Raw genomic sequence first — 8,978 nt, forward strand, 5'->3', positions numbered from 1 at the left:
CGCTCAGCCCTCCACGTTGTCGGGGATCGCCTCGCCGCTCGCCAGCAGCCGCGCGTAGGCGCCGCCGCCGGCCTGCAGACCGGCGTGGGTGCCGGTCTCGACGATACGGCCACGCTCCATCACCACGATCAGGTCGGCGTCGTGGATGGTGGACAGGCGGTGGGCGATGACGATCACGGTGCGGTTCTTGCGCAACTCGACCAGCGCGTCCTTCACCGCCCGCTCGGATTCGTTGTCGAGAGCCGAGGTGGCTTCGTCGAGGAGCAGGATCGGCGCGTCGCGCAGGAAAGCGCGGGCGATGGCGATGCGCTGGCGCTGGCCGCCGGAGAGCAGGCTGCCGTTGGCGCCGACGCGGGTGGCGAGGCCGTCGGGCAGCTTGTCGATGAACTCGAGGGCGTGGGCGGCGCGGGCGGCGGCGCGGATGTCGGCCTCGGAGGCGCCGGGCCGGCCGTAGGCGATGTTGGCGGCGACGGTGTCGTCGAACAGCACCACCTGCTGGCCGACCCAACCGAGCTGGGCGCGCAGGTGGGCCAGCGGCAGGCTGGCGAGGGGCTGGCCGTCGAGCAGGATGCGCCCGCTGCCCGGCTCGAAGAAACGCGCGACGAGGTTCACCAGGGTACTCTTGCCGCTGCCCGAGGCACCCACCAGGGCCACCGTCTGGCCCGGGTGCACGGCCAGGCTGAAGCCCTGCAGCGCGAGCCCGCCCTGGCCGGGGTAGGCGAAGGAGACGTCGTCGAAGACGAGCTCGCCCTTGGCCCGCGGCAGGCTGCCGCTGGCGCTGTCAACCTCGGGCGGGGTGTCGAGGAGCTCGAAGATGCTCTGGGCGCCGGCGAGGCCGCGCTGGATCACCGCGTTGATGTTGGTGAGGCGACGGATCGGCTCGAAGAGCATCGACATGGCGGTGACGAAGGAGACGAACTCGCCGGGGCTGAGCTTGTCCTGGGCCGACAGGGAGCCCGCCGTCCAGATCACCGTGGCCACCGCCGCGGCGGCCAGCACCTGCACCAGCGGCACATTGACCGCCGACACGCGCACGGTGCGCATGGTCTGCTGGCGCAGGGTTTCGGAGACGGCGGCGAAGCGGCGGTCTTCGTGGTCGTGGGTGCCGAACAGCTTGATCTCGCGCACGCCGCCCAGGGTTTCCTCGACCATGCCGGTCATTCGCCCGGTGGTCTCCTGCATGTCGCGGTTGGAGCCGCGCAGCTTGCGGCTGGCGACGCGGATCAGCCACGCCACCACCGGCGCGATGGCGACGATGACGAGGGTGAGCTCCCAGGCGGTGTAGATGAGGTAGCCGGTGAGGCCGATGATGATCAGGGTGTCGCGGACGACGATGATCCAGGCGTTGGAGAGCGCCGCGCCCACCTGGGGGATGTCGTAGAGGATGCGCGACAGCATGCGCCCGCCGGTCTCGGCCTGGTGCACCGGGATCGGCAGGTGCATCTGGTGGCGGAAGACCTGCTGGCGCAGGTCGGTGATGGCCTTGTTGGCGATCCACTGGCTGGACACGCTGGCCACGTACTCGGCGACGCCCTTGGCCAGGAAGGCGAGCATCAGGAACAGCGGCACCTGCCACTGGGCGACGGCGTTCTTCTTGATCAGGCTCTCGTCCACCAGGGGCTTGAGCAGCGCCGGCAGCACCGGCTCGAGGGAGGCCGCGGCGATCATCGCGACAATGGAGAGCGCCACCACCTTGAGGTAGGGGCGCGCCGAGCCGAGCAGGCGCCGGTAGAGCTGGAAGGAGGCCTTCATTCCCGGTGCAGCACCTTGTCGACGATCAGGCTGGCCCAGCCCTCCTCGCGGAAGCGGGCGTGGAGTTCGAGCCGGTTGTATTCGGTGTCCACCCATTCGAGGAAACCGATGGGCGACTTTGCGTTGCGGGCCACGTAGGTGGCGAAGAAGAAGTCCAGCACGCCGGTCTTGGCGCTCTTGAAGTGGCCGTACACCCAGTCGAGCTCGGCCATGGCGTCCTCTACGCGGTGGCCCAGGTGCAAGATGCGGTACAGCGCCGCGCCCAGGCCGGCCCGGTCGGCGCCGGATTTGCAGTGCAGCAGCGCGGGGTATTCGATGGTCTTGAAGAGGTCGTCCATGGCATGCACCTCCTCGATCTCGGGCGGCGTGCGCGAGTACAGCTTGACGTCGTGGAGCGCCACGCCGAGCTTCTCGCAGGCCTCGCGCTCCAGCGCGTAGGAGCCGTAGCCGTGGGCGCCGCGCAGGTTGATGATGCTCTTCAGGCCGAACTTCTGCTGGTACTTGCGGATCTGCGCCGGGCTGGGCTGGCTGGAGCGGTACATGCCACCGCCGAGGTCGTAGAAGTTGTTGTACACCGCGCGGATCGCGCCGTGGTCGACGAGGTGCATGTCGAGCCAGGCGACGATGCGGCCACCGGTGGTGGAGATGTCCTTGACGTCGCTCATCGCACCCCCTCGCCGGGCAGCAGCGCCGACTTGAGGCCGGCGGGCAGGCTGGCGGCGGTGGCCGCGTCGCAGCCGAGGGCGTCGGGGCGCAGCTGCAGGAGCAGCGTGGCGCAGCCTATCGGGTCGGCCTGGACCACCCAATCCACCGGGCGCAGGGCGGCGAGCACGGCGGCGCTGCCGGCGTCGGTGGCGGCGGGTTCGATCACCAGCAGGCGCTCGGCCGCCCGCCGGGCGGCGTCGAGGCGCGCCAGCAGGGCCGCATCAGGCTGGCCGAGGGGCCCCAGCAGCACCGCGATGCGCTCGCCGGCGGCGCGGGCGCGCTGGCAGGCGGCCAGCGCGGCGTCCACATCGAGCAGGCCGTGGGCGATCGGCGCGTGGGCATTCATCGCCTCGCGGATCTCGTCGATGCTGGCGGTGGCGGTGCCCAGCTTGCCGACCACCACGCCGGCGGCCAGGTTGGCCAGCAGGGTCGCGTCGCGCAGCGTGAGCCCCGCCGCGATGCCGCAGCCGAGGGCCGCCGAGACGGTGTCGCCGGCGCCGGTGACGTCGTACACCTCGAGCGCGCGGGTGGGCTGGTGGTGGGCCGGCTGGCCCTTCTGCAGCAGGGTCACGCCCTGTTCGCCGCGGGTGACCAGCAGCGCCTCGAGGCCCAACTCGGCGCGCAGGGCCTCACCCTTGGCGACCAGCGTCGCCTCGTCGGGGCAGGGGCCGACCACCGCCTCGAACTCGGACAGGTTGGGCTTGACCACGGTGGCCCCGCGGTAGCGCGAGAAATCGGAGCCCTTCGGGTCGACCACCACCGGGATGCCCCGGGCTTTTGCTGCCGCGATCAGCGCCGGCACGTCGGCCAGGGTGCCCTTGGCGTAGTCGGACAGCACCAGCACATCCACCCCGTCGAGGCCGGCCTCGAGGGCGGCCAGCACCCGCTCGGCGTGGATGGCGGCGAAGCGCTCTTCGAAGTCGAGGCGGATCAGCTGCTGGTGGCGCGAGATGACGCGCAGCTTGGTGATGGTGGGCGCGTCCTGGACGCGCTCGAAGGCGCAGTCGACGCCCCGCTCGCCCAGCCTGTCCTCGAGCAGACGCCCGGCCTCGTCGTCGCCGACCAGCCCGACGACCCGCGCGCGGGCGCCGAGGGAGGCGACGTTGAGGGCCACGTTGCCGGCGCCCCCGGCGCGCAGCTCGTCGCCCAGCACCTGCACCACCGGCACCGGCGCCTCCGGCGAGATGCGCGCGGTGGCGCCGTGCCAGTAGCGGTCGAGCATCACGTCACCACAGACGAGCACGCGGAAGGCGGAGAAATCCGGAAGGGAGAGATGCATGGGCACAGGGCAGCCGGGCGGGCGGATGCCGAAAAAATGCGAAGGCCTGGATTATCGCACCAAGGCGGAGCCGTCGCGAGGGGCGGCCCGCGCCCCGGCGCACTACAGGCCGCCGCCGCCCGCCGCCCCCGGCGGCATCAGGCCGAAGTGCTGCCAGATCGATGCCGTCGCCATGCGCCCGCGGGGCGTGCGCTGCAGGTAGCCCTGCTGGATGAGGTAGGGTTCGAGCACGTCCTCGATGGTGTCGGACGATTCACCGATCGCCGCCGCCAGGTTGTCGAGGCCCACCGGGCCGCCGCCGAACTTCTCGAGCATCGCGCCGAGGAGCTTGCGGTCCATGAGGTCGAGGCCGAGGTGGTCCACGTCGAGCATGGTGAGGGCGGCGTCGGCCACCGCGGCGGTGATGTGGCCGTCGGCGCGCACCTCGGCGTAGTCGCGCACCCGGCGCAGCAGGCGGTTGGCGATGCGCGGCGTGCCGCGGGCGCGGCGGGCGATCTCGAAGGCACCGGTCTCGTCGATCTCCACGTCGAGCAGGCGCGCCGAGCGGCTGACGATGTAGGCGAGCTCCTGGGCGGTGTAGAACTCCAGCCGCGAGACGATGCCGAAGCGGTCGCGCAGCGGGTTGGTGAGCATGCCGGCGCGGGTGGTGGCGCCGACCAGCGTGAAGGGCGGCAGATCGAGCTTCACCGAGCGGGCGGCCGGGCCTTCGCCGATCATGATGTCGATCTGGTAGTCCTCGAGCGCGGGGTAGAGGATCTCCTCGACCACCGGGCTGAGGCGGTGGATCTCGTCGATGAACAGCACGTCGTGGGGCTCGAGGTTGGTGAGCAGCGCGGCCAGGTCACCGGCGCGCTCGAGCACCGGGCCGGAGGTCTGGCGCAGGCTCACGCCCATCTCGGCGGCGACGATGTGGGCCAGGGTGGTCTTGCCCAGGCCCGGCGGGCCGAACAGCAGCACGTGGTCGAGGGCCTCGCCGCGCTTCCTGGCCGCCTGGATGAAGATCTCCAGCTGGTCGCGGATCTTCTGCTGGCCCACGTAGTCGGCCAGCCGCTTGGGGCGCAGCGCGCGCTCGAGGGCTTCCTCCTGGTTGCTGGCGCGCTGGGCGCCGATCAGGCGGGCGGTGGCGTCGGGCTGGCCGCCCTTCAGGGCATCGGTCTCGATCATGCCAGGCCCTCCGTGGAGTCTGCCTCGTGGGCAGCGGGTGTGATGGCCGTCCAGGCCGCGAACAGCGCCTGCCCGAGGGCCAGGAAGGTGGGGCCGAGGAACAGCCCGATGAAGCCGAAGGCCAGCACGCCGCCGAAGGCGCCCAGCGCGATCAGCAGGATCGGCAGGCTGGCGGTGCGGCTGATCAGGAAGGGCTTGAGGAAGTTATCCACCGAGCTCACCGCCAGCGCGCCCCACAGCACCATGAAGATGGCCCAGCCGCTGTCGCCCTGCTGGTACAGCCAGAAGGCCGCTCCGCCCCACAACAGCGGCGGCCCCACCGGCACCAGCGACAGGAAGAAGGTGCCCGCCGCCAGCAGCAGCGCGCCGGGCACGCCGGCGATCACGAAGCCGATGAAGGCCACCAGGGCCTGGGCCGCGGCGGTGCCGACGATGCCGATCATCACCGCCTTGACGGTGTTGCCGGCCAGCTCGAGCAGCTGCCTGCCCAGCTCGCCGCCCAGGCGCGCGGCGGCGGTCTCGAGCTGGGCCGAGATGCGCGCGCCGTCGCGGTAGATGAAGAACACGATGAACAGCACCAGCGAGATCTGCAGCAGGCCCTGGCCGAGCATGGCGCCCAGCCCCAGCGCGAACTTGCGCGCCGGCTCGACGGCCTGCAGGCCCAGCTTGCGCACCTCGTCGTGGCTGCGGGTGAGCTTGCGCACGTAGGCGTCGATGTCGCCACCCACCAGCGGGATCTCCTTCAGCCAGGCCGGCGGGCGCCCGTCGGAGGCCTCGATGGCAGCGCGGATGAGCTCGACGAGGCTCATCACCGCGTCGGTCAGCGAGGCCGCCAGCCCGATCATCGGCACCAGCAGCAGCGCGGTGAGGAGCAGGGTCATGGTGATCGCGGCCAAGCCGTCGCGGCCGCGCAGATAAGCGTGCAGCCGGGCATACAGGGGCCAGCTGGTGATGACCACCGTGCCGGCAAACAGGATCGCCGCAAAAAACGGGCTGAGCACGTAGGCACAGCCGAGGAGCAGGAGGGCCGTGATGGCCACCTGGGCGGTACGTCGGGGCGCCATGGGGGAAGACCTCGGGTTGGGGTGGGGGGATTATCCCCGAATCGCCGCGCCGGTCCTAATGACGCGCCCGTCATTTTTCGGGTGGTGGCCCGCCATCAAGGTGAAATTCTGCACACCACCCCTGTCCTGGCTACGCCGGTGCCGGGTGGGTTTGCTACCCTAGCCGGCCCACCGACGGTCGAGCCGGGCAGCCCCCGCTCCGTCGCCCAACCTCTCCCGGCCCGGCAAGACGATGGCAGACACCCCGACAAACTTCCGCAGCTTCGACCAGCAGGACCACCTGCAGGTCATCGACGCCCTGCGCGGCTACGCGATCCTCATCGTCATCGCGGTGCACACCCTGGGCTACGTGCCCGACCTGGCGTGGCCGGTCAAGCGCGTGCTGACGATGGGCTTCTACGGCGTGCAGCTGTTTTTCCTGGCCTCGGCGGTGACGCTGATGATGTCCTGGCACCGCAGCGCCGACCCCTTCGGGCCGCGCAGCCTGAAGTTCCTGGTGCGGCGCTTCTTCCGGATCGCGCCGCTGTACTGGATGGCGGTGGTCTTCTACTGGTTCGCCTACCAGATCCAGGCCGAGCAGTTCAGCCTGCAATTGCTCCTCGCAACGCTGTTCTTCTACAACGCCTGGAGCCCCTACCTGATCCCCACGGTGCCGGGCTGGACGCCGGTGCCCGGCGGCTGGAGCATCGGCGTCGAGTTCTGCTTCTACTTCACCTTCCCGCTGATCGCGACGCTGGTCACCAGCCTGCGGCGGGCGCTGGTCTTCGTGGCCCTGTCCCTGGGCGTGATGCTCGCCGCATCCCATTTCGGCCAGAGCCTTTACCCGGAGATCAGCCCCGAGGAGCGCGCCAACTTCCTGTATTTCTGGCCCCCCAACCAGCTGGTGGTGTTCGCGCTGGGTTTCCTGCTCTATCACCTGATCAAGGACGAATCGACGCGCCGGCGCATCATCGCGTCCCCCATCAGCGCCGACCTGGCCTCGCTCGCCATGCTCGGCGCGACGCTGGCGGTGGCCCTGTCGATCGGCCTCAACAAGCTCTTCGACTGGAACCAGGGCCTGCCCCCGACCCATCTGCTGATGACGCTATGCTTCGTGCCGTGGGCCCTCGTGCTGATCCTCAAGCCGTCCGGCAGGGTCATCAACCGCGCCATCACCGGGCTCGGCAAGGTCAGCTTCAGCGCCTACGTGCTGCACTTCGCGGTGCTCAAATACACCAGCCAGCTGCTCCACCAGCTGTGGCCGCTCGCCAAGACGGGCGTGTATTCCGTCGCCTTCGAGGCGGTCTTCCTGGGGCTGGCCCTGGTGCTGATCCGGGCGATCGGCGAAGCCAGCTACCGGCTGATCGAGCAACCCTTCATCGATCTGGGCAAGGCGCTGCTGGGCAGGCTGCAACCGCCGCAGCCAGCCGGCCGGCCGGCCCGCTAGAACCGGCCCACGGGGGCGCCTGACGCCGGCCGCCCCGGGGTGAAACCCGGAACGAGCGGGCAGCTCGGCCGCGGCTCATGCATTTGCGCTACGATCCCGGGCTGCACAATCCCTCCCGATGCCGCCCGTGCCCAACGCCGCGCAGTTCGACACCTTCTTTCAGCGCTGGCATTCACTGCAGCCGCAAACCGCCGGCCCCGCAGCGGCCATGGCCGCCTTCTTCGACGCCTGGCAGCACATCCCTGCCCGCCCTGCGCCCAGGCCGCCCACGCTCGACACTCGCCAGTTCGCCGAATTTGCCGCCGCGTTTCCCGCCGCCCATGCACGCCACCTGCGCAGCGGTGTCCGCGCCAACGCCTGGCGCAGCGTCGGGGTCGGACACGACGAGCTCCGCAACACCGCGGTGCTGCGCTGGCTGCTCGACTGCCTCGGCGACCACGGCCAGGGGCCGGACCTGCTGGTCGCGCTGCTCGAACACCTGGCCCTGCCCTCACTCGCCGCGCTGGCGCGGCAGGCGCCCTACCGCGCCCGGGTCGAGCAGCGGCTGTCGGAGGCCGGCGACAGTCGGGTGGATATCGCCATCGAAGGCGCCGACTTCATGGTGCTCATCGAAGCCAAGGTCGGCGCAGCGGAGGGCGACGACCAGCTCGAGCGCTACCACCGCTACCTGCAGGGCATCCCGGGCAAGCGCCTCCGTGAGCTTATCTTCCTCACCCCGGAGGGGCGCCCGGCCCGGAACCCTGCCCTCCAGGCCCACGTCCGGCCGCTGTCGTGGGCTGCGCTGGCGGATGTCATCGACAACCACGTGCGCCGCCACAGCGGCCTCGCCGGTCAGCCTGCCGGGCTGCTCCTGAACCATTTCGCCGAACACGTCCGCGGCCTGGGCCGCAAGAAGGGGAAGAAACGATGAGCGACAAGCACGAGGTTCACCAACTCGTCATCCGCAACATGGCCGTGCTGGAACAGGCGCCGGCCATCGTGGAGGAAGCCGAGAAACGGATATTTGGGGCCATCGACAGGAAAGTCAAAGAATGGGCGGCGGCCCGAGGGGAATGGGTCGGGGTCTATGACTTTCTCGAGGATGAAACGACTTTCAAGCCCGGGAACTGGCCCGAATCTGAAATTGGCTACCTAGCAGGGCGTTGATTTATTCAATCTCCAGCACCACCAAGGGTTTCGGCTGAATTACAATTCACAAGGCATTTACAGACTCCAATTCCCATGCGCGGCGCAGACCATAAGCAGAGCAGCCTTTTCAGCTACATCAATATCGAAGACCGGATTGCGGCGGATCATCCGCTGCGCCGGGTCAAAGTAATGGCCGACATGGTTTTGCATTCGATGTCGCCGACCTTCGATTCCCTTTATGCCGAAGGGGGGCGCCCGTCGATTGCCCCCGAGCGCCTGCTTCGTGCCCTGCTGCTGCAATGCCTGTTCTCCATTCGCTCAGAGCGAGCCCTGATCGAGCATCTCGATTTCAACATGATGTTCCGCTGGTTCGTCGGCCTGAGTCAGGACGAGCCGGTATGGGACCACTCGAGCTTTTCGGCCAACCGCGATCGGCTGTTCAAGGAAAGTGTGATGCGCG

General features: G+C 69.6%; 9 protein-coding genes. 4 read left to right on the forward strand and 5 right to left on the reverse strand.

From position 1 onward, the window contains the following. Positions 1–3 precede the first annotated feature (3 nt). From msbA to ZRA01_RS10355, 5 genes are all read right to left on the reverse strand, one after another. Entirely contained in the window at positions 4–1,752 is a 1,749-nt protein-coding gene (gene msbA / locus ZRA01_RS10335) for a lipid A export permease/ATP-binding protein MsbA (protein ID WP_141351848.1), read from the reverse strand. After that, on the reverse strand, positions 1,749–2,417 hold the full coding sequence (locus ZRA01_RS10340) for a protein-tyrosine phosphatase family protein (RefSeq protein WP_246093621.1): 669 nt from the start codon (positions 2,415–2,417) through the stop codon (positions 1,749–1,751). The genes msbA and ZRA01_RS10340 overlap by 4 nt, the downstream gene beginning before the upstream one ends. Further along, positions 2,414–3,736, reverse strand: a complete 1,323-nt coding sequence (gene rfaE1 / locus ZRA01_RS10345) for a D-glycero-beta-D-manno-heptose-7-phosphate kinase (RefSeq protein ID WP_141351850.1) — start codon at positions 3,734–3,736, stop codon at positions 2,414–2,416. Before rfaE1 ends, ZRA01_RS10340 begins: the two co-directional genes overlap by 4 nt. 102 nt (positions 3,737–3,838) lie before the next feature. After that, a complete protein-coding gene (gene ruvB, locus ZRA01_RS10350) occupies positions 3,839–4,900 on the reverse strand; it encodes a Holliday junction branch migration DNA helicase RuvB (protein ID WP_141351852.1) in 1,062 nt (353 codons plus the stop codon). Continuing rightward, positions 4,897–5,964 carry an AI-2E family transporter gene (locus ZRA01_RS10355; protein WP_141351854.1) on the reverse strand — a complete coding sequence of 356 codons (1,068 nt, stop codon included), beginning with the start codon at positions 5,962–5,964 and terminating at the stop codon, positions 4,897–4,899. The genes ruvB and ZRA01_RS10355 overlap by 4 nt, the downstream gene beginning before the upstream one ends. A gap of 232 nt (positions 5,965–6,196) precedes the next feature. On the opposite strand from ZRA01_RS10355, the gene ZRA01_RS10360 reads away from it, so the two are divergent. The 4 genes from ZRA01_RS10360 to ZRA01_RS10375 form a co-directional block, all read left to right on the forward strand. Next, on the forward strand, positions 6,197–7,390 hold the full coding sequence (locus ZRA01_RS10360) for an acyltransferase family protein (RefSeq protein ID WP_141351856.1): 1,194 nt from the start codon (positions 6,197–6,199) through the stop codon (positions 7,388–7,390). A gap of 127 nt (positions 7,391–7,517) precedes the next feature. Then, positions 7,518–8,300: a PD-(D/E)XK nuclease family protein gene (locus ZRA01_RS10365; RefSeq protein ID WP_170182940.1), complete on the forward strand. Its 783-nt coding sequence runs from the start codon at positions 7,518–7,520 to the stop codon at positions 8,298–8,300. Beyond that, positions 8,297–8,536 (forward strand): hypothetical protein, encoded by a 240-nt coding sequence (locus ZRA01_RS10370; RefSeq protein WP_141351860.1) that lies wholly within the window; start codon positions 8,297–8,299, stop codon positions 8,534–8,536. Before ZRA01_RS10365 ends, ZRA01_RS10370 begins: the two co-directional genes overlap by 4 nt. Before the next feature lie 75 nt (positions 8,537–8,611). Continuing rightward, positions 8,612–8,978 (forward strand): transposase (locus tag ZRA01_RS10375; protein WP_141351862.1); only part of this gene is annotated, 367 nt, incomplete at its 3' end.

Source organism: Zoogloea ramigera, assembly GCF_006539865.1.
GTDB classification, from domain to species: domain Bacteria; phylum Pseudomonadota; class Gammaproteobacteria; order Burkholderiales; family Rhodocyclaceae; genus Zoogloea; species Zoogloea ramigera.